This is a genomic window from Sphaerotilus microaerophilus (assembly GCF_023734135.1).
GTDB lineage: Bacteria > Pseudomonadota > Gammaproteobacteria > Burkholderiales > Burkholderiaceae_C > Sphaerotilus > Sphaerotilus microaerophilus.
The window spans coordinates 3118957-3138279 of sequence record NZ_AP025730.1 but is presented as its reverse complement, the minus strand read 5'-3'; the positions used below and the strand labels follow the sequence as shown (position 1 = coordinate 3138279).

The window sequence follows — 19323 nt, the reverse complement described above, 5'->3', positions numbered from 1 at the left end:
TCGACCCGCATGGAATCCGTGATCCTGCCGAGCCTCGAGACCCCGACGCTGACCAAGGCCGAGCTGGCCGAGCTGCTCTTCGAGCGGCTCGGCCTGAACAAGCGTGAGTCCAAGGACATGGTCGAGGCCTTCTTCCAGTATGTGCATGAAGCCCTCGTGCGCGGAGAGGATGTCAAGCTCTCCGGCTTCGGCAACTTCCAGGTACGGCGCAAGGCACCACGCCCCGGGCGCAACCCTCGTACGGGCGAGGCGATCCCCATCGACGCACGCAACGTGGTCACGTTTCACGCGAGCCACAAACTCAAGGCCGTCGTACAGGGCGAGGCGCCACCGCCTGGAGAGTTCGAGTAAAGTCAAAGCTGACTGCTCGAACCCATTGATTTCCAATGGAAAACTCCCTCCCGGCCATCCCGCCCAAGCGCTACTTCACGATCGGTGAAGTCAGCGAACTGTGCGGCGTCAAGCCCTACGTGCTCAGGTACTGGGAGCAGGAGTTCACACAACTGCGCCCCATGAAGCGGCGCGGCAACCGCCGGTACTATCAGCACCACGAGGTGTTGCTGATCCGCCGCATCCGCGACCTGCTCTACGAGCAGGGCTTCACGATCAGCGGCGCGCGCAATCGTCTGACGGAACTGGGGCCCGCCAGCGCACTCGACGGGGACGACTGGACCGACCAGGCACCGGGACTGGGCAACGCCGAGTTCGACCTCGAGCCGGATCGGAGCATGGACCTCCCGGTACCGACCGTGTCGATCCTCGCCATCGATCAGGTGCCCGAAATGCGCGGCAGCGCGGCTGTTGCCACATCCACCGCCGCGCTGCAACAACGCCCCGTGGATGCGGTTCTGAGCGTTGCGCCCGCGCGCAGTCTGCGAGACGAACTGCTTTCCATCCGCGCCCTGCTGGACGCCGGGTTCTGATGTTGCAGGAACACATCAATTTGCTGGACACGACTATTTTCCCGCCCCTATAATGCAAGGCTCAGTCGGGGCGTAGCGCAGCCTGGTAGCGCACTTGCATGGGGTGCAAGGGGTCGCGAGTTCGAATCCCGCCGTCCCGACCAAAGAACGGCAATGCCCGGTGTTCACAAGACACCGGGCTTTTTGCTTTGTGGCCGACGATGGGGCTGAGGACTAAACCGCTCGCGCGGTAGGCGCTCCGGGGAGGTTGCGGCGACCCATGGCGCCCTGGTTCTGCGAAGTTGACGAGCGAGGCAATCCGCCTCGTTGATCAACGGAGCTGCAACCATGGACACGACCACCCCGGCGGTCTCGCCGCTGCGTCAACGCAAGAGCGAAGACATGCGCCTGCGAGCAGGTGCTCGTCGCAGGGAATGTGTGTCGAAGCCCGCTCCTCAACAACAGACAGCCGAGCACCGCTGCCTGCAGCGTGTGGGCGCGGGCCTGCAATCAGGCGGGGTGCTGCCAGCTGGCTTGCGGGGTGGCTTTGTTGCGCTGTGGACCGGGCTTGATGCGGCGTCGGGCCGGCCTGATGAGCTGCAGGCACGGGCCTCTGGCGGGCGGTGGCCGCTGCGCTGCCGAAGCCGTTGGTGGGGCGGGTACGCCGCGCCGTCAGGGGGGAGCACGGCTGCACTCAACGCGACCTGCTTCCTGCTGGTGGCGGGAGCTTTCGCTGAACGCCTGCGCCCGGCCACCAAGCGCGCGTGTTGCGTGATACTGTCCCCATCGCACCCTTGGAGCGCGCCGGGCCATGGCATTCAGCGATGACGTTTTCATCAGCTACGCCCACCTGGACAACCAGGCGCTGACGGCTGGCAGCGAGGGTTGGATCTCCAGCTTCGCCGACGCGCTGGGCAAGCGCCTGGGCGAGGTGATGGGCAAGCCGCCGCGCATCTGGCGCGACCCCAAGCTGCAGGGCAACGATGTGTTCGGCGATGAACTGGCCGCGCGTTACCAGCATGCGGCGGCACTGGTGTCGGTGTTCACGCCGCGCTACCTCGCGTCGGACTGGTGCCAGCGCGAGCTCACCGGCTTCTGGCAGGCCGCGGCACAGTCCGGCGGCGCGGTGCAGGGCCACAAGGCGCGGGTGTTCAAGGTCGTCAAGACGCCGGTCGATTCCCAGCGCGTGCCGGCGCTGGTGCAGCCGCTGCTGGGCTACGAGTTCTACCGGCTGCAGCCGGGCAATGGGCGTCCGCTGGAGTTCAACAAGGTCTACGGTGCCGAGGCCGAACGCGACTTCTGGGTGCGGCTGAACGACCTGGCCTACGACATCGCCGACCTGCTGAAGCAGCTGGAACAACCCGACGCCGGCACCCCACCACCCGCGGCCTACCTGGCCACCGTCACGTCCGACCTGCGCGAGCCGCACGACGCGCTGCGGCGTGAGCTGCTGCGCCAGGGCTGGCGGGTGCTGCCTACGGTGGAGCTGCCGCTGGTGGCCGCCGAGGCCGAGGCGCTGGTGCGCGCGCAGATGGCCCAGGTGCTGCTCTCGGTGCACCTGCTGGGCGCCACCGCGGGCCTGGTGCCCGAGGGCAGCGACGAATCGATGCAGGCGCTGCAGGCCCGTATCGCCGCCGAGCAGGCCCGCAGCAGCGCCAGGGCAAATGACCATAACCACGGCCAGGGCCTGGCCCGGCTGCTGTGGCTGGCTCCGGATGCTGACTCGGCCGAGGCGCGCCAGCGCGCGCTGCTCGATGCGCTGCGCGACGACCCGATCCCGGCCCCAGGCTCCGACCTGCTGAAGACCTCCTTCGAAGCCCTGAAGACCGAGGTCGTGCGCCGGATGCAGGCAGCGCAGGATGCCCTGGCCGCCAGGGCCGCCCAGGCCACCGCCCTGACGGCACAGGCCGCAGGCGGCCAGCCCACGCGCATCTACCTGGTCTGCAGCGCCGACGACGAGGCTGCGGTGCAGCCACTGCAGGAGCACCTGTTCGGCCTGGGCTTCGAGGTGGTGCTGCCGCTGTTCGAGGGCGACGAGTCGCAGCTGCGCGAACTCAACGACACCGAGCTGCGCGACTGCGACGGCCTGCTGCTGTACTACGGTGCCGGCGGCGAGCTCTGGCTGCGGCAGAAGCTGGCCGAGCTGCGGCGGCTGCCCGCCCTCGGGCGGCACGCGCCGCTGCGGGCCTCGGGCATCTGCATCGCACCACCCGCCACGCCGGCCAAGCAGCGGCTGCTGACCCGCGAGGCGCCGCTGATCGCGATGCCCGACGGCTTCGCGCCCGCCGCGCTGCAGGCCTTCGTCACCGCGCTGCAGGGGCCGCAGTGACCGCCGACCCCGCCCCGGCCAACCCCTACCCGGGGCTGCGCGCCTTCGAGCCCGACGACAGCAGCTGCTTCTTCGGCCGCGAGCGCGAGACCGACGAGCTGCGCCGGCGCCTGCGCCAGACGCGGCTGCTGGCGGTGGTGGGCGCCTCGGGCAGCGGCAAGAGCTCGCTGGTGCGCTGTGGGCTGGTGCCATCGCTGCACGCCGGCTTCATGTCGGGCGCGGGCAGCCGCTGGCGGGTGGCGATCTTCGGCCCCGGCCAGGACCCGATCGGCCACCTGGCCGCCGCGCTGGCCAGGCCCGGCGTGCTGGGCGATGCCAGTCCTGACACGCCTGCCGCCCCTGACGCAACCGCGCCGCGCCTGCCGCTGGAGGTGGCGTTGCGCGACAGCAGCCTGGGCCTGGCCGCCGCGGTGCACCAGGCGGCGCTGCCGCCGGGTGACAACCTGGTGCTGGTGGTGGACCAGTTCGAGGAGCTGTTCCGCTTCCGCCATCGCCATCGCCACCGCGACAGCCACCGACACCGCCACGTTCATGGGCCGCAGACCGACGACGAGGCCACCGCCTTCGTCAAGCTGCTGCTCGAGGCCGCGCGCACGCCCGACGGGCCCCGCGCAGCGGGCGCCGGGGTCACGCCGATCTACGTGGTGCTGACGATGCGCTCGGAGTTCATCGGCGAGTGCATGGCCTTCCAGGGCCTGCCCGAGGCGATCAACGCCGGCCAGTACCTGGTGCCGGCGCTGTCGCGCGACGCACTGCGCGCGGCCATCACCGGCCCGGCAGCGGTGCGCGGCGTGGGCGTGGCACCGCGGTTGCTGGTGCGCCTGCTCAACGAGGTGGGCGAGCTCGCCGAGGCCAATGCGGGCAGCGACCAGCTGCCGGTGCTGCAGCACGCGCTGATGCGCACCTGGGACGCCTGGGCGGCCGACCATGCCGCCGGCGAGCCGCTGGACCTGCGCCACTACCAGAAGATCGGCACGCTGCGCGACGCGCTCTCCGATCATGCCGACCTGGCCTGGAAGGAGCTGGCCGGGCCGCGCGAGCAGGGCATTGCCGAGCGGCTGTTCAAGGCGCTCACCGTCACCAACGACGACGGCCTGGGCCTGCGCCGGCCCACCGCCTTCGGCGTGCTGCGGCAGGCCTGCGCGGCGCAGCCGGAGGAGCTGGCCCGCGTGATTGACGTCTTCCGCGCCCCGGGCCGGGCCTTTCTGCAGCCGGCTGCTGGCGTGGCGCTGCGCGACGACGACGTGGTGGACATCGCGCACGAGAGCCTGATGCGGCTGTGGCAGCGCCTGGTCGGCTGGGTGCAGCAGGAGGCCCGCGCCACCGAGGTCTATCGCCGGCTGCAGCGCAGCGCGCGCCAGCATGCCGCCGGCGAGGCCGGGCTGTGGCGGCCACCCGAGCTGACGCTGGGCTGGCGCTGGCGCCAGGACACAGCGCCCACCGCTGCCTGGTCGGGCGACCCACCGGAGGAGTTCGACCGCGCCATGGCCTTCCTGCAGCGCAGCCGCCGGGCCCACCTGCTGCGGCGCACGGCGGCGGCGTTGGGCGGCCTGGCGCTGGTGGGTGCGGCCATCGCCTGGCTGGTGATCGACGCGCGCCAGCAGCAGGCACTGGCCCGCCAGCAGGCCGAATTGGCCGAGGCCCGTGGCGAGCAGAACCGCATCCTGCAGGCCGAGGTGGCGCGGCTGGGCGAGGCACGTGCCAGCGCGGAGGCGGCCCAGGCGGTTCAGCTGGCTGCGGTGCAGGACCTGCGTGCCATGCACGAACGCCTGAAGGCCGAGGTGGCGACGCTGGACGCCCGCCGTGCCCCGCTGGAGGCCGACGTGGCCCGGCTGCGCGAGACCAACCGCGGGCTCGATGTCGAGCTGTCGCGCTTCAAGCTGGAGTACGGCCTGCTGGAGACCCGGCGCGACGCGCTGGTGGCCACCGGCCGGCACCTAGACGCCGAGGCCGATCACCTGCGGTGGGGCCAGATGCAACTGGACAGCGTGCCGGCGACGCTGGCGGTGCAGGCCAAGGTGCTGATCAGCCAGGTCGAGGCGCTGACGATCGTGCAGCGGCGGCTGCGGGCACTGGTCGCCGAAACGCTGACCTGCGCGCCGGTGATGGCAGTGCCAGAGGAGCCGCCCTTGGCGGCAGCGTTAGGGGCGGAGCCGGCCAAGCGAGTCATGGCCCTTGACCCGGACGTGGTGGTCCCGCCCGACGCCGAGAGCACCGACGCGCTGCGCCGCCGCATCGACGCGCTGGCCCGCGAGCTGGCGGCGCTGGTCGAAGCCCGGGCCCGGCTGCTGGACGAGGCGGCTTGGCTGCAGCAGGCCAACCGCCTGCTGGAGACGCAGCGCGAGTTGCTGCGACAGGAACTGGCCCGGCTGGCGTCGGTGCAGCGCGCCCTGCAGCAGCGCCAGGTGGCCCTGCGCGCCGCAGTGGCCCAGGCCGAGCGCCGCCGCACCGAGCTGCTGGCCGAGATTGCACATCAGGAGCAAGCCAACCAACGCCAGCTGGCTCGGATCGAGGATCTGCGCAAGCAAGTGTCCAAGCTCCAGCAGGAGGTGTCGTCCGCGACCTGGAAGCTCGCCGGACTGGACAGCGATATCCGCAAGCTGCGCACCGACAACCTGCGTTCCACTGGCCAGATGGACGCCGCCGTGGCCCCGCTGCTGGCCGGTGCCGCCCGGCCCGGCCAGCCGCCTGACCTGGCCGCGATGCTGGCCGTCAAGGCCTGGCGCTGGACGCCGCACGATGCCGACGATGCGGCGCAGCCGGCCGTCTACAACGCCCTGTGGCGGGCGCTGCGCCGGCTCGACGCGGCGGCGGCGATGGCGCTGCTGTCACCCGACAGCGCGGCCAGCGGCGCCAAGCTGGGCACCACGCGCAGCGCGCTGCTGGTGCAGGCGCTGTGCCAGCGTGCCGACCGGCCGTTCAGCGCAGCGGAGTGGGATACCTACCTGCCCAAGCTGGCCTGCTACACGCCCGAGGTGGCTCGGGCCTGCGTCCGGTAGCGGCTCTGGCTCGCGGGGTGGCCTTGCGGGCCGGCGGGTCGGGGTGGTTGCGCTACGGGGCGGCCCCTGCGCTACCGGTGATGACCTGCAGGCCCTGTACCGCTGCCCGGGGCATCCACCAGCGGCAGGTTCGGGCAGGTGGCGCGGTGCGGCGAGGGTCCCAGGTAGCGCCGCCATTCGTCCTGGGTCAGGTTGCGTGTCAGGCGCCGGCAGGCCTCCTGGGCCAGGTCGGTGCTGCGCCACAGCCACAGCGCGGCCTCGCCGTCACGCCCGGCCGTCAGCAGGTGCTGGCCATCCGGGCTGAACTCGAAATCCTGGAATCCGGCGCGGCCCGTGACCTGGCCCAGCAGCTCGCCAGTGGTCGAGTGCCATACACGGAGGCTGCCTCCGGACTGGGTGGCGATCTCGTCGCCGTTCTGCGGGAGGCGCAGCCGGTCGATGTCCTTCTCGTGCCGCAGGCGGCTCAGCAATTGGCCGCTCGCCGCATCCCACACCCGGAGTTCTCTCGCCTGGTCCGCGGCTGCTTCGCCGAGCGTGAACAGGGTTCGTCCGCCGGCCGTGAAGCCCAGCAGCGCGGGCGCGCGGTCCTCCTCAATGCGCAGCGCACGGCGCCCCGTGGCAACGTCGAAGATGTCCACGAACCAGCGCGTGCGGCCCGCGGCCCGTTCCCAGTCGACCAGGGCCAGGTGCGCGCCGCCGGGGGCGAGCGCAAAATCGACGCCCGACCGGGCCGGGGCCGCGATGCGCCCGCGCTCCGTGGGACCCGTGAGATCCGTGAGGTCTGCGCGCCCCGTGCGATCCGGCAGCGCCCACACGCGGATCACGTTCTGCTTGCGCGCCGTATCGGGGTGCACGGTGGCGAGGTGCCTCCCGGTGGCATCGAAAGCCAGTTCCGAGAGGTTCTCGGCGGCCACCTGCATTGGCAGGGGGCGCCCGCCCTCGGCGTCCCAGACCATCAGCCGCCGATGCCGGCGGTCCCGTGCCGCCAGGTGGCGTGCACCCAGCGCGGCGTCTTCCGCATCGGCAGCAGCAGCGAGATCCACCGGTGCGAGATCGCGGCCCAGGTCCAGCAGCGCCACACGCGGGCTGCGCCCGCGCAGGGCCAGGAAGCGGCCCCCCGGGCTGAAACCCAACCGATCGGCGCCGAACAACCGGTCGCGCAGGCCCAGCAGCTTGCCGTCAGCCGACCAGAGGCGGACGGTACCCTGGTCGTCCACCGTGGCAAGCCGTTGGCCGGTGGCGTCGGAGCGGATGGTCCTGACCGCGAGGTCGTGCCGCAGCCGCAGCCGCTGGTCGCCCAGCTTCAGGTTCCAGAGGCCGACCGAGCCGTTCTCGTCGACGGAGGCCACCCGTGCGCCGTCGGGGTGAAAGGCCACCACGCCCGAATCGCCGGCGTGAACGGCCCGCAGCTGTTCCCGGCCCGACGCCAGTTCCCAGAGGCGGGCCGTGCCATCGACCGAGGCGGTGACCAGTTGCCGGCCGTCGGGGCTGAAGGCCACCTCGTCCACCCCGGCCGCATGCGCCAGGCGCAGGACCTCGCGCTGCTGGCCGGCGACCTCCCCCGTCTCCGCCGCTGCCGCCGCCATCTCACCGACCTCCCCGACCTCCCCGATCTCCCATACACGCGCCGTGCCGTCCCGGCCCGCGGTGGCGAGCAGCCGGCCGTCCGGGCTGAGCGCCACCTGGACGATCCACTTCCAGTGTTCCGGGAAACCGTCCACCTTCCACGGCAGGTGCGTGACCTGGAACAGCCGCTGGCCGGTGGCCACGTCGAAGACCCCCGCATGCGACCCGCCGGCGGTGGCCACGCGGCGGCTGTCGGCGCTGAAGACCAGCCCCATCCCGGCGCTGCCCACACACAGGGACCGCGGCGGCTCGGCCGAGTCGAGCTCGACCAGGCGGGTGCACCCGTCCGCGTGCGCGGCGCCGAGGTAGCGGCCATCGGGGCTGAAGGCGACCGCACGCACTTCGCCAGGGCCCTTGAATCGCCGCAGCTCGCTGCCGTCCGCGAGGTTCCACAGGCGAACGATGCCATCGTTGCCGCCGGTGGCCAGCCAGGGGCGTTGCCGGTGCAGCGCGACGCCGCCGACCGGCGCCCCATGGGTGAAGCGGCCGCGCTCGTGGCCGCTGTCGCTGTCCCAGAGGCGTGCCGTGCCATCCTGGCTGGCGGTCGCCACCCACTTTCCGTCGGCACTGAAGGCCACGGCGGTCACTTCGGCGTCCACACCGGGCGCCTTCCACTGGATCCCGCCGCCGGAGGTATGGGTCACCACACCCGGCGTGGCGTCGTGTGCAAGGAGAGCACGCTGCCGTCGGGCCTGCGTGTCCAGGAGTTCGGCGCTGCCGTCTTCGCGTCCGGCCGCAAGGAGCCGGCCATCGGGGCTGAACGCCAGGGCGCGCACCCGGCCGCGGCCCGGTGCACCACGGTGCGTCGAGGACCATTCGATGTGCGGCAGCAGCGCCAGCGCCTCGCGCAGCGCCTGGTTGCCCTCGAAGGTCGAACGCAGCCGTTGGGACTCGAGCGCCAGCAGGACCGCCAACGCCAGGCGGTCCGGGTTCTGGTTCAGCACGAGACCCGATTGCGCGGCCAACTGCCGCGCCAGTGCGATGCGGCTCTGCGTCACGGCGGCCTCGCGCTCGATGTCCGCCTGCGTCTGCGCCTGGCGTGCACGGGCGGCCTCCTCCTGCGCGCGCGCCTGCTGCGCCAGCGCCGCGCCCTCGGCCTTCAGGGCGCGGTCCGCCTCGGTCAGGGCCCGGTCTTCATTGGCCTTCGCCAGGGCCTCGCCCTTGACCGCCCGGTCCAGATTGGCGAGGGCACTCTCCTTCTGGCGGTTGGCTTCGTCCGCGTTGAGCTTGGCCCGCCAGGCCGCGTACCCGGCCCCGATCGTCAGCCCCATCAGGCTCGCCGCCACGCCGCGCACCACCCAGCGCCAGGTCACGTTGGATCGGCGCTGCGCCGGCGCGGTGGCGAGGCGCTCCAGCACCGCTTCGCTGGCGATGCCGTACTCGACCGCCTGTTCGGATTCGTCCAGCCAGATCCGGTCGCGAAAGCCCAGCCAGTCCTGCACCACCGCGCCGACCTGCGGGTCCTGCAGCGCGCCGCCGACACTGATGGAGATGACCGGACGGTCGGGGTGACGGTTGCGGAACTCCTCCACCTCCTTGCGCACCCAGCGGGGCTCCAGGAGGGTCGCGCGGTTGGCGACGACCACCAGCATCTTCGAGCGCAGCAGGGCGCGCCGCAAGGTGTGGTCGAGCTGCTCGCCGGGCGGTGCCTCGTCTTCGCTGAAGAACACCGAGAAGTCGCGCTCGCGCATGCGCCGCGCCAGGTCCGAGGCGTAACTTTGCGTCCCGCGCGGCGGAGGGCCCAGCGCGAAGGAGACGAACATGTCGAACCCGAACAGCCGCGCGGCGTAGCCGGGGGCGGCCACTGAAGGGGCCCCGCTTGGGTGTCAGCGCGACCCGCCCGCAGGCGGCGGCGGGAAGCCCGGCACGGGTGGGAAGAAGCTGCTGGCCTGCTTCTGCATCTGCTCCTGCATCTGCACGAAGAGGTTCTTGGACTGGTCCATGTAGTTGCCCATCATGCCCTGCAGCATCGGCGTCTGCATGGCCATGAACTGGCTCCAGGCCTCGGGATTGAAGGCCTTGCCCTCGTACAGGCCGCCGGTCTGCTCGGAAAAGCGCTTCTGCAGGTCGAAGAAGGCCTGCAGGTTCTTCTCCAGGTAGGTGCCCATCAGGCCCTGCATGGTGTGGCCGTAGAAGCGGATGATCTGCGCCAGGGTCTGGGTGGAGAACATCGGCATGCCGGCGGTTTCTTCCTCCAGGATGATCTGCAGCAGGATGCTGCGCGTGAGGTCCTCGCCGGACTTGGCGTCGCGCACCTCGAAGTTCTCGGCGTTCAGCACCATCTGCTTGACGTCGGCCAGCGTGATGTAGGCGCTGGTCTGGGTGTCATAGAGGCGGCGGTTCGGGTACTTCTTGAGCACGCGTGGACCGTCCGACGAGCCCGAGGCGTCCTCGGCAGTGCGGCGGTTCGTGGCCATCTTTGTTTCTCCTGGATACGGTTGAAGGGATTCTAGGCAGGCCCTCCAGCCACGCCCCGCTGGGGTTGACCCGCAGCAGCCCCGTCATTGAGCGGGTGAAACTTGTTCCCGCTCAATGCATGATCGATCAATCGCGCAAATCGCCGGCCCGGTGCAGTCAATGGCGCCCGACATGGTGCGGGCTCAGCGCCGGCCCTGCTGCAGCTTGGCAAACGCCGCGGCCATCGCGCCACCTGCCGACGCATCGCTGCGGCCACCGCGGGCCGGCGGCGCATGGCGCTCACCACGCCCGGCCGGGCGGTAGCTGTTGTCGGCGGCCTTGGCCGCGCCCTTGGGCTGGGCAGGTGCGTCCAGCTTCATTGTCAGCGCGATGCGCTTGCGCGCCAGGTCCACTTCGATCACGCGCACCTTGACGATGTCGCCGGTCTTGACCACCTCGCGCGCGTCGTTGACGAACTTGTTGGAGAGCTGGCTGACGTGCACCAGGCCGTCCTGGTGCACGCCCAGGTCGACGAAGGCGCCGAACTGGGCCACGTTGGACACCGTGCCTTCCAGCACCATGCCCTCCTGCAGGTCCTTGATGTCCTCGACGCCATCGTTGAAGCGCGCCACCTTGAAGTCCGGGCGCGGATCGCGGCCGGGCTTTTCCAGCTCGACCAGGATGTCCTTGACCGTGATCGCGCCGAACTTCTCGTCGGCAAAGGCCTCGGGCTTGAGCTTGCGGATGACGTCCGCGTTGCCCACCAGGTCCTGCACCGGGCGGCCCACCGCGGCGATGATCTTCTCGATCACCGGGTAGGTTTCGGGGTGCACGCCCGACAGGTCCAGCGGGTTGTCGCCGCCGCGGATGCGCAGGAAGCCCGCCGCCTGCTCGAAGGTCTTGGGGCCCAGCCCTGCGACGTCCAGCAGCTGGCGGCGGTTGCGGAAGGCGCCGTTGGCGTCGCGCCAGCGCACGATGCTGGCGGCCACCGCGGCGCTCAGGCCCGAGACGCGCGACAGCAGCGGCGCGGAGGCGGTGTTCAGGTCCACGCCCACCGAGTTGACGCAGTCCTCGACCACGGCCACCAGCGTGCGCGCCAGCTCGCCCTGGTTGACGTCGTGCTGGTACTGACCGACGCCGATGCTCTTCGGGTCGATCTTGACCAGTTCCGCAAGCGGATCCTGCAAACGTCTGGCAATGGACACCGCACCACGCAATGAAACGTCCAGATCCGGAAGTTCCTTGCTGGCGTATTCGCTGGCGGAGTAGACCGAGGCGCCCGCCTCGCTGACAACGACCTTCTCGATGGCCGTATCCGGGGCCATCTGCTGGATGCGCTTGATGAGGTCGGCGGCGAGCTTGTCGGTCTCGCGGCTGGCGGTGCCGTTGCCGATGGCGATCAGGTTCACGCCGTGGGTGGCGCAGAGCCGGCCCAGCACGTGGATGGACCCTTCCCAGTCGCGGCGTGGCTCGTGCGGGTAGACGGTGGCGGTGTCCAGCACCTTGCCGGTGTCGCTGACCACGGCCACCTTGACGCCGGTGCGGATGCCGGGGTCCAGCCCCATCACCACGCGCTTGCCCGCCGGCGCGGCCAGCAGCAGGTCGCGCAGGTTGGCGCCGAAGACCTTGATGGCCACGTGCTCGGCCTCCTCACGCAGGCGGGTGAAGAGGTCGCGCTCCAGGCTGAGGCTGAGCTTGACCTTCCAGGTCCAGGCGATGGTCCGGCGGATCAGGTCGTCGCCCGGGCGCTTGGCGTGGCTCCAGCCGAGGTGGACGGCGATGCGGCCTTCGGCCAAGGACGGTTGCCCCGGTACCAACTCCTCGTCGAGCATCAGCTTGGCGTCCAGGATGTCCAGCGTGCGGCCACGGAACACCGCCAGCGCACGGTGCGAGGGCACGCGGCGGATCGGCTCGTCGTAGTCGAAGTAGTCGCGGAACTTGGCGACGTCGGCGTCCTGCTCGTTCTTGCCGTCCATCAGCTTGGACTTGAACAGGCCTTCGTCCCACAGCCACTCGCGCAGCGTGCGCACCAGAGCGGCATCCTCGGTCCAGCGCTCGGAGAGGATGTCGCGCACCCCGTCCAGCACCGCCAGCGCATCCGCGAAGCCGGCCGTGGCCAGCGCCTCGGCGCCCCCCTCGTAGGCGGTGATGAAGGCCGCGGCCTCGGCACGCGGGTCCAGCGTCGGGTCGGCGAAGAGGCGGTCGGCCAGCGGCTCGATGCCGGCCTCGCGGGCGATCATCCCCTTGGTGCGGCGCTTGACCTTGTAGGGGAGGTAGAGATCTTCCAGCTCCTGCTTGGTAGGCGCAGCTTCGATGGCGGCGCGCAACTCGGGCGTGAGCTTGCCCTGTTCCTCGATGCTCTTGAGGATGGCGCCGCGGCGCTGCTCCAACTCGCGCAGGTAGACCAGCCGCACTTCCAGCTCGCGCAGCTGGGTGTCGTCCAGGCCGTCGGTGGCTTCCTTGCGGTAACGGGCGATGAAGGGCACCGTGGCCCCACCGTCCAGCAGCTCGACGGCTGCATTCACCTGCGCCGGGCGGACCTTCAGCTCCGCCGCAATCTGTAGAAGGATTTTGTCCAAGTCTGTGGGGCCCTCCCAGGGGCCGGCTGCCGGGAAAGCGGGCGAGTGTGCCACAGGGGTGTATCAGGGCTCGGGCTGCCGATGGAGCGCCCATCGGTGGTGCATCTATTTATATCCGGATGTTATTGACGAAGTCATTTCACCCGGGCAATAATATGCGCCATGAACACCCCCACCCTGACGACCCACGTGGTCGCATTCACCCCGGCGCGCAGCCTGTGGCGCAGCGGCCCGTTGGCCGAGGTGGCGCTGGCCCTGCATGCGCTCGGCGAGGCCCACCCTGACCTGCTCGTGCTCGACGACGGCAGCGGCCGGGTCATCGACCTGGATCTGCGCGGCAGCGCGGACGACGTGCTGGCCCGCCTGGCACCGTCCGCCGTCGCGGAGGCAGCGCCCACCGAGTCGGCCGGCGACGCTGACACCGCCGGGAGCAACGCCGCCCGCGGGCGCGGCCGGCCAAGACTGGGCGTGGTGCCCCGCGAGGTCACGCTGCTGCCACGGCACTGGGATTGGCTCGGCAGCCAGCCCGGCGGCGCCTCGGTGGTGCTGCGCCGGCTCGTGGAGGACGCCCGCCGCGCCAGCGCCGAGGCCGACCGCGCGAGGCAGGCCGTCGAGGCGGCGTACCAGGCCATGAGCACCCTGGCGAGCCACCTGGCGGGTTTCGAGGAGGCATCGCGGGCCCTCTTTGCCCATGACCTGGCGCAGTTCACCGCCTGCATCGCGGCCTGGCCAGAGGACCTGCGCAGCCACCTGGTCCGCATGGCGCAGCGCGGACTGGCGCCGGCTGACGCCGGCACCTGAGGGGACTGGATGGCGTGGGCACAAAGCAAAACGCCGTCCCTCTTGCGAGCGACGGCGTTTGCGACTTCAGATCCTGGTAGGCGCGATTGGACTCGAACCAACGACCCCCACCATGTCAAGGTGGTGCTCTAACCAGCTGAGCTACGCGCCTGAAGTGCCCTGACTTTGCTCACCACGGACGGGCGCCCCGCGATGACTCTTCTGCTTTTTGGCTGTTGCCAGACCGTTCAACGAAAAACGCCGCTGACCTGGGGATCAGCGACGTTGCCGCTTGTGATCTGGTAGGCGCGATTGGACTCGAACCAACGACCCCCACCATGTCAAGGTGGTGCTCTAACCAGCTGAGCTACGCGCCTGAAGAGCCTTGAACTATAGCACGGATCCAGCGTTCGTCAATGCAATGCGCCGTTTTCCGCGGTCCGGGTGGTCACTGTGGCGTCGGCGCGGCAGGTGGCCGGGCCGGGCAGGTGCGTTCACGGCTCCTCATCGGCGCCGCACCGATTGCACGCCCGGCACCCGCGCCACCTGGGCGAGCACCTGGCTCAATCGGCCGGCATCGGCCACCTCGACGGTGAAGGTCATGAAGGCGGTGCCCTTGACGCTGCGGGTGTTGACGCCGGTGACGTTGACCTTGTCCTTGGCAAACACCTCGGACACGTCACGCAGCAGCCCCTGGCGATCCTGTGCCAGCACCGACACGTCGATCGGATACAGCGGCTGCCTGCCATCGTTGGCCTGCGTGCCCCAGGTCACCGGGATGACGCGCTCGGGCGAGCGCGCCACCAGTTGGCGGAAGTTGGCGCAATCGGCCCGGTGCACCGCCACGCCCTTGCCACGGGTGACATAGCCGCCGATGGCGTCCGGCGGCGCCGGGCGGCAGCAGCGCGCCAGCTGCGTCAGCAGCGACTCGACGCCCACCACCAGCACGCCGCTGCCGCCCTCCCCGGCCCGCGAGCGCTTGATGGCGGGCAGCGCCTCCTCCGCGGGTGGCTCGGGCGGGCGCAGCAGCTCTTCGATGCGGCGCAGCGAGTACTCGTCCTTGCCGACCACCTCGAACAGCGCCTCGGCGTTGCGAAAGCCCAATTGCGCGGCCAGCTCGTCGAGCTTGAGGGCGGTGCGGCCCTCGCGCTGCAGCAGCTTCTCGACCGCCTCGCGGCCGCGGGCGATGGTGTCGTTGAGCGCACGGGCGTTGAACCAGGCGCGCACCTTGGCGCGGGCGCGGTGGCTGCGCACGAAGCCCAGGTGAGGGTTGAGCCAGTCGAGCGACGGGCCGCCCTCCTTGGCGGCGTTGATCTCCACCGTCTGGCCGCTGCGCAGCGGCGTGCTCAGCGGCTGCAACGCGCCGTCGATGCGGGCGCCGCGGCAGCGGTGGCCCAGATCGGTGTGCAGGGTGTAGGCAAAGTCGATCGCGGTGGCGCCCGCGGGCAGCTCGATCACGGTGGCCTGCGGCGTGAAGACATAGATGCGGTCTTCGAACAGGCCCTGCGGCACGCCCTGGGCCTCGCCCTCGGCAGCGCTGGCGCCGGCAAAGTCACGCTCCCAGGCCAGCAGCTGCTGCAGCACCGCACGGCGGGCCTGCGCGACGCGCTCCTCGAAGTCGCCTGCGGCGCTGACGCCCGCATAGCCCTTGCTGCCGGCCTCCTTGTAGGCCCAGTGCGCGGCCACACCGCTCTCGGCATGCTCGTGCATCGCCCGGGTGCGGATCTGGATCTCCAGCGGCTTGCCCTGGGCATCATGGACGATGGTGTGCAGCGACTGGTAGCCGTTGGGCTTGGGCCGGGCGATGTAGTCGTCGAACTCCTCGGGCAGCGGCGTCCACAGCTCGTGCACACGGCTGAGCGCGGCGTAGCAGGCCGGTACGTCCTCGACGATCACGCGCAACGCGCGCACGTCGAAGACGCGGGAGAAGTCCAGGTTCTTGCCCTGCATCTTCTTCCAGATGCTGTAGATGTGCTTGGGCCGGCCCTGCACCTCGGCGCGCACGCCGGCCAGCATCAGCTGTTCGGCCAGGCGGGCCTGCGCTGCGGCGATGCCCTGCTCGCGCTCGACGCGCTTCTCGTCGAGCAGGCGGGCAATGCGGCGGTACTCGTCGGGCTGCAGGAAGCGGAAGGACAGATCCTCCAGCTCCCACTTGATCTGCCAGATGCCCAGCCGGCTGGCCAGCGGGGCGAAGACCTGCTGCGTCTCGCGCGCCAGCGCCCGCGGGCACGGGGTCTTGGTGGCCGCGTAGAAGCGCAGGGTCTGCAGCCGCGAGGCCAGGCGCAGCAGCACCACGCGCAGGTCGCGCGAGAAGGCCAGCAGCATCTTGCGCACCCGCTCCAGCTGCAGGCGCAGCACCTCGGGGTCGGTCTCGTCGGCCAGCGCGTCGCGGGCGTTGCGCTGGATCTTGACGAGCTGGCGCGTGTGCGTGACCAGGCTGGCGTAGGAGGCGCCGAACTGCTGCGTGACCAGCGTCTCGGGGTCGGTCAGGAAGTCGCCCGCGTAGACCAGGTAGACGGCCGCCTGCATCGCCGGGGCGGCCCCCACCGCGGCGAGGATCTGGGCCACGCCGTCGGCATGGGCCAGCGCCTCCTCACCGGTGTCAAAACGCCGCCCCTGCAGCAGCGGCAGGGCGAAGTCGCGCGCACGCTGCAGGCGCTGGAGTTCACGCGCCAGGGCACTGCCGCCGGCCGGCTCGCCCGAGGGATCGCCGATGGCGGCATCGGGCCCGTCCTCACCGGGCGGCAACTGGCTGGCCAGCGCGACGATGGCCGCCGGGGCGGCAGCGAGGGTGGCCGAGAGGGCGCTGGGTTCGTAGGTGGAGGTCCTCATCGCGGGGCCTCCAGCGGGTTCGATTCGACGCTTGTGTGCACCATCCGACTCAGGCCCCGTTCAATCCCCGCGCTCCAGGAAGTCGAGCACGCTGCGCACCTGGTCGTCGGCGATCAACGTCGGCGCGTGGCCCACCTCATCGAACTCCACCAGCCGGGCGCGCGGGCCACGCTGCGTCATGGCCTGGGCGGTGGCGGCAGACAGCAGGTCAGACTGCGCGCCGCGCAGCAGCAGCGTCGGGCAGCGCAGCGCGTCATAGGCCGCCCAGAGCATCGCCTCGCCGGCCTTGGCCATCTCGGGGGTGAAGGCGCTGTACGGCACAGCGATCGCCGGGTCGTAGTGCGACATGAAGCCGCCCTCGGGCGCCGGGCGCAGCTGCGGGCGGGTCAGTGCCAGCCACTGTTCGCGCGTGTGCGGGCCGAAGCTCTGCGAGATGCTCCACAGGTAGTCGGCCGCGGCCTGCTCGTCGGGCCAGCGCAGCGGTGCGCCCAGGTACTGGCCGATGCGCTCCAGCGCGGCGTACTCGATGGCCGGGCCAACGTCGTTGAGCACCAGCCGCTCGATCGGGCTGCCCTTGAGCGCCGCCAGCCCCAGGCCGATCAGCCCGCCCATCGAGGTGCCCACCCAGGCCACGCGCTCGACGTTCAGCCGCGCGACCAGCGTGACCATGTCGGCCACGTAGGTCGGGATCACGTAGCCCATCGGGTCGGCCAGGCGGTCCGAGTGGCCGCGCCCGACCACGTCCGGGCAGATCACCCGCCAGCGCGGCGCCAGGGCGGCAGCGAGGGTGTCGAAGTCACGCCCCTGCCGCGACAGCCCGTGGGCGCAGACCACCACGCGCGGGTTGGCGGGGTCGCCCCACTCCCAGTAGGCCATGCGGTGCAGGCCCTTGGGATCGAGGCAGGCGACGTGGTGCAGGCGAGGTTGGTTCATGAAACGTGGCGATGGCTGACCCCGGCGCGCGGGCGCAGGCGTCAGCTGCAGTCAAAAGGCGTTGTAGATAATGGATCCTAACCAACCGACGGAGAGTGATTCCATGCTCAAAGGCAAGACCGCACTGGTCACCGGCTCCACCAGCGGCATCGGACTGGGCGTTGCGCTCAGCCTGGCGCGCGAGGGTGCCCACATCGTGCTCAACGGCTTCGGCGACGTCGAAGGCCCCAAGGCGCAGATCGAGGCGCTGGGCGTCAAGGTCGGCTACCACGGCGCCGACATGAGCAAGCCCGCCGAGATCGAGGCCATGATGGCCTACGCCGAGGCCGAGTTCGGCGGCGTGGACGTGCTGGTCAACAACGCCGGCATCCAGTACGTGGCCAACGTCGAGGACTTCCCGGCCGAGCGCTGGGACGCCATCATCGCGATCAACCTCAGCTCCACCTTCCACACCACTCGCCTGGCGCTGCCGGGCATGAAGGCGCGCAACTGGGGCCGCATCATCAACATCGCCTCGGCGCACGGCCTCGTCGCCTCGGTGCAGAAGGCCGCCTACGTGGCCGCCAAGCACGGCGTGGTCGGCCTGACCAAGGTCACCGCGCTGGAAACCGCCACCTCCGGCGTGACCTGCAACGCGATCTGCCCGGGCTGGGTGCTGACCCCGCTGGTGCAGAAGCAGGTCGATGCCCGCGCCGCCAAGGACGGCGTGGACAACGCCGAGGCCACCCGTCGCCTGCTCGGCGAGAAGCAGCCCTCGCTGCAGTTCACCACGCCCGAGCAGCTCGGCGGCCTGGCGGTGTTCCTCTGCTCTGCGGCGGCCGACAACGTGCGCGGCCAGTCGTGGGCGGTGGACGGTGGCTGGACGGCCCAGTAAGCCCACAGCGCTCCCCCGGCTCTCTCCAGCCCACCCGGCGGGTGGGCTGCACCCCGCCCGGCAGCGGCTCAGCGCGTCAGCTGCACCGTGCCCTGCACGGTCGCGGTCAGCAGCCCCTTGCCCGGCTCGGTGGGCAGCGGCGCAGCGTCTGCGCTGGCCATGGCCATCGTGCGCATCAGCACCGGCTGGCGCGGCATCTCGCCGTCGCTCGTCTGAACGTTCAGCTCGCGCAGCGTGTAGCCGCTGAAGCCGAACTGGCGAGCGATCTCGCTGGCACGCGCCTGGTACTTCTGGATCGCCTGGGCGATCAGCGCGCTTTCGTGCTGCTCGCGCAGCTCGCGCGAGACGCTGTAGCCGGTCGAGACGATGTTCAGGCCGGTCAGCTTGCCGGCAGTGGCCGCGACACGGCCGACGTCCTTGCCCTCGATCGTCAGATCCGCATTGCCGGTCCAGCCGTTGGGCTTGCCATCGCGCCCGTAGCGCGGCGAGAGGTTGAAGCTGCCGGTGCGCACCTCCAGCGCGCCGGCCTGGGCGGCGCGGCGGGCTTCGGTCAGCGCGGCGTCGAGCACCTGCTTGAGCGCGCCCTGCACCGCGGCGGCCTCCACGCCGTCGCGGCTGGCCTGCAGGGTCACCGTGAGCACGTCCTTGGCCACCTCGATGTTGGCGCTGGCGGCAAAGCTGACCTGGTTGTCCCGCGGCGAGTCGGTGGCGCCGGCCGCCATGGCCAAGGGCGCCGCCGCGAGGCCGGCCGCGACCACGCAGGCACTGGCCACCCATTGGTGCAGCAGCGCCGGTGTGCGCAGGGCACGCGTGGGACGCAGGGAAGCAGATCGGGCAGCGGTGGCAGAGGTCATGGCAGCACTCGTGGGTGGAGATCAGCGATGGATCGGGAGTCGAACATAGGGCGAACAGGGGGCGAACAGGGGGCGAACAGCGCCGGCCCGCCGAGGGGGCGGCATCGCGCGGCATGGCAGCCATCATGACAGCGTCGCCGGGTGGCGCTGCTGCAGGCAGTGCGCGCCGGACAGATCCAGGCCCCGGCGGCGGGTTCCGTGAATGCCCGCGTCGCCTT

The 19323-nt window shown here is 70.9% G+C and carries 12 protein-coding genes and 3 tRNA genes; 7 read left to right on the top strand and 8 right to left on the bottom strand.

Annotation, left to right across the window (positions count from 1 at the left end; translation table 11 throughout):
• Positions 1-9 precede the first annotated feature (9 nt).
• The 5 genes from NGK70_RS13575 to NGK70_RS26480 all read left to right on the top strand — a co-directional run bounded on the left by NGK70_RS13575 (position 10) and on the right by NGK70_RS26480 (position 6230).
• Positions 10-351, top strand: coding sequence for an integration host factor subunit alpha (locus NGK70_RS13575; protein WP_428985615.1), 342 nt, complete (start codon positions 10-12; stop codon positions 349-351).
• Positions 352-386: 35 nt separating this feature from the next.
• Positions 387-923, top strand: a complete 537-nt coding sequence (locus NGK70_RS13570; protein ID WP_251969071.1) for a MerR family transcriptional regulator — start codon at positions 387-389, stop codon at positions 921-923.
• A gap of 66 nt (positions 924-989) precedes the next feature.
• Positions 990-1066, top strand: a tRNA-Pro gene (locus NGK70_RS13565).
• A gap of 647 nt (positions 1067-1713) precedes the next feature.
• Positions 1714-3231, top strand: a complete 1518-nt coding sequence (locus tag NGK70_RS13560) for a toll/interleukin-1 receptor domain-containing protein (RefSeq protein ID WP_251969070.1) — start codon at positions 1714-1716, stop codon at positions 3229-3231.
• Complete coding sequence (locus NGK70_RS26480; protein ID WP_310742526.1) at positions 3228-6230, top strand: nSTAND1 domain-containing NTPase; 3003 nt, start codon at positions 3228-3230, stop codon at positions 6228-6230. Before NGK70_RS13560 ends, NGK70_RS26480 begins: the two co-directional genes overlap by 4 nt.
• A gap of 71 nt (positions 6231-6301) precedes the next feature.
• Here the strand turns inward: NGK70_RS26480 and NGK70_RS26475 are convergent, their stop codons facing one another.
• From NGK70_RS26475 to NGK70_RS13530, 3 genes are all read right to left on the bottom strand, one after another.
• Positions 6302-9661, bottom strand: coding sequence for a toll/interleukin-1 receptor domain-containing protein (locus NGK70_RS26475; protein ID WP_310742525.1), 3360 nt, complete (start codon positions 9659-9661; stop codon positions 6302-6304).
• A 21-nt stretch (positions 9662-9682) separates the two neighbouring features.
• Entirely contained in the window at positions 9683-10273 is a 591-nt protein-coding gene (gene phaR / locus NGK70_RS13535; RefSeq protein WP_251969068.1) for a polyhydroxyalkanoate synthesis repressor PhaR, read from the bottom strand.
• Positions 10274-10456: 183 nt separating this feature from the next.
• Positions 10457-12832: a Tex family protein gene (locus tag NGK70_RS13530; RefSeq protein WP_251969067.1), complete on the bottom strand. Its 2376-nt coding sequence runs from the start codon at positions 12830-12832 to the stop codon at positions 10457-10459.
• A gap of 162 nt (positions 12833-12994) precedes the next feature.
• On the opposite strand from NGK70_RS13530, the gene NGK70_RS13525 reads away from it, so the two are divergent.
• Complete coding sequence (locus NGK70_RS13525; protein WP_251969066.1) at positions 12995-13633, top strand: DUF2239 family protein; 639 nt, start codon at positions 12995-12997, stop codon at positions 13631-13633.
• Between the two features lie 74 nt (positions 13634-13707).
• On the opposite strand, the gene NGK70_RS13520 is transcribed toward NGK70_RS13525, so the two are convergent.
• The 4 genes from NGK70_RS13520 to NGK70_RS13505 form a co-directional block, all read right to left on the bottom strand.
• Positions 13708-13784 (bottom strand) — tRNA-Val (locus NGK70_RS13520).
• 128 nt (positions 13785-13912) lie between these two features.
• Positions 13913-13989: transfer RNA gene (locus NGK70_RS13515), tRNA-Val, on the bottom strand.
• 127 nt (positions 13990-14116) lie between these two features.
• Complete coding sequence (locus NGK70_RS13510) at positions 14117-16444, bottom strand: RelA/SpoT family protein (RefSeq protein ID WP_251969065.1); 2328 nt, start codon at positions 16442-16444, stop codon at positions 14117-14119.
• Positions 16445-16504: 60 nt separating this feature from the next.
• Positions 16505-17377 carry an alpha/beta fold hydrolase gene (locus NGK70_RS13505; protein WP_251969064.1) on the bottom strand — a complete coding sequence of 291 codons (873 nt, stop codon included), beginning with the start codon at positions 17375-17377 and terminating at the stop codon, positions 16505-16507.
• A 103-nt stretch (positions 17378-17480) separates the two neighbouring features.
• Here NGK70_RS13505 and NGK70_RS13500 point away from each other — a divergent pair, with 103 nt between their 5' ends.
• Positions 17481-18251, top strand: coding sequence for a 3-hydroxybutyrate dehydrogenase (locus NGK70_RS13500; RefSeq protein WP_251969063.1), 771 nt, complete (start codon positions 17481-17483; stop codon positions 18249-18251).
• A 68-nt stretch (positions 18252-18319) separates the two neighbouring features.
• Here the strand turns inward: NGK70_RS13500 and NGK70_RS13495 are convergent, their stop codons facing one another.
• Positions 18320-19105: an SIMPL domain-containing protein gene (locus tag NGK70_RS13495; RefSeq protein WP_251969062.1), complete on the bottom strand. Its 786-nt coding sequence runs from the start codon at positions 19103-19105 to the stop codon at positions 18320-18322.
• Between the last annotated feature and the right edge of the window lie 218 nt (positions 19106-19323).